The organism is Arcicella sp. GW458-12-2-14-TSB2 (genome assembly GCF_059423785.1).
Window position 1 is genome coordinate 1 of the sequence record NZ_JBWKYN010000338.1, and the last position, 1,813, is coordinate 1,813.

At 33.4% G+C, this 1,813-nt stretch carries 1 protein-coding gene; it reads left to right on the forward strand.

The window, feature by feature from the left end:
• Window positions 1-168 precede the first annotated feature (168 nt).
• Window positions 169-1,659: a helix-turn-helix domain-containing protein gene (locus AC07XN_RS24270; protein WP_494744919.1), complete on the forward strand. Its 1,491-nt coding sequence runs from the start codon at window positions 169-171 to the stop codon at window positions 1,657-1,659.
• Window positions 1,660-1,813 lie beyond the last annotated feature (154 nt).

Consider the following 1,813-nt stretch of genomic DNA (forward strand, 5'->3'; position numbering starts at 1 on the left):
ATTTTATATTTAATATATGTATAGTATAAAATATTTTGTGGTTTTAGAAATAAATAAGAGAAAGGAATGAAATAGTAGTAGGTAGAAATAAAGCGAAAATTCGCTATTTTAGTTTTTTGTGGGAAATGTTCTAGTAAATAGTATTAGCTTTGTGGAAATTTTATAACAATGAGTGTGAACAGCGATAAAGTAAAAATAATATTCGGACTAAAAATCAGACAGTTGCGTCTTGATAAAAAACTCTCGTTAAGCGAAGTAGCCGAAAAATCCAAACTTTCGATTTCATACTTAAATGAAATTGAAAAAGGGAAGAAATATCCTAAAACTGAAAAAATAATGGCTTTGTCTGAAGCCTTAGCCATAGATTACGATTCGCTTGTTTCCTTAAAGCTAAGTAAGCAATTAGAACCCATTGCCGAGCTATTAAATTCTAATATTCTGACGGAGTTGCCCTTAGAGATTTTTGGTGTTGAACCATCTGACTTTATTGAGTTGATGTCTGAAGCTCCTGCTAAAATCAGTGCTTTTATCAGTACGATTGTAGAAATTGGGCGGAATTATGATATGAGTGTCGAGCAGTTTTACTTTTCAGTCTTGCGGTCATATCAAGAAATGTATGACAACTATTTTGAAGATTTAGAACAATCAGCCCAGCAGTTTAGGAAACTCTTTGAAATATCTGCTACTACCTCGCCCAATGAAAAACTCTTAGCCGAAATCCTTCAAAATTTCTATGGCTATCATATCGAAGAGTTTTCAAAAGAACAATATCCTGAATTAATCACGATTCGGTCTGTATTCAATCCAGCTACTTCAAAATTACTCATCAACAAAGATTTGAGTACCGAACAAAAAACCTTTACGTATGGGCGAGAAATAGGCTATCAATTTTTACAATTGAAAAAAAGGTCGAATGTTTCCTCTGTTATTGAAGTAGATTCTTTTGAAGAAGTACTTAATAATTTTAGAGCATCTTATTTCGCTGGAGCGATTTTGATTAACAAAGATATTTTGATTGATAGGCTGACGTACTTTTTTGCTTCGCCAAAATGGGACGAAAATATGTTGTTGAGCATCATGCGATTGTTTAATGTAACGCCTGAGATATTTATGCACAGGTTATCTAACTTGATGACGAGCCACTTTAAGATTAACAATCTTTTCTTCCTGCGTTTCAATAATCAAATAGATGATGATTTGTTCTATTTAACCAAAGAAATGCACCTTGCTAAACTCCATACCCCACATGGCACGGCACTACCCGAACATTATTGCAGGAGATGGATGGCGTTAACGATTTTAAAGGATTTAGAGAAAATACAAAAGGCAGAAGGCTATGATGCTGAAAAGGTATTATGCAAAGCCCAAGTCTCGGAATACATGGATACTGGCAATCACTATTTAGTCATCTGTTTGGCAAAGCCTTCGCCGCCAAATTTAAGGATGAATAGTAGCGTTACTTTAGGTTTTGCCATTGACGATACCCTAAAAGGGATGGCTCAATTTTTACAAGATTCAGCCTTAAAACATCGAAAAGTAAATGAAACTTGCGAAAGGTGCGGAGCAGTAGATTGTGCTGAAAGAATGAAGCCTCCGTACGTTTTGCAAAAAAGACAAGCCAGAGAAAAAATAAAAGAATCAATCGCAAAATTGAGTTAAGCCTAAGTATTGATGGATTGATTTCTTTGAAATGTACAAGGGTTATTGTGGTTTGTTGTACAAAACAAATAAAATTCTGATATTTTAATTATTTCAAAATTTTATTTTGAAATAAAATGATTTTAAAACCATTTTCACGTGTAAAAATAAGTTT

Excerpts from the sequence above, each read along its gene's own strand:
- AC07XN_RS24270 (WP_494744919.1), top strand. The coding sequence starts at position 169 with ATGAGTGTGAACAGCGATAAAGTAAAAATAATATTCGGACTAAAAATC.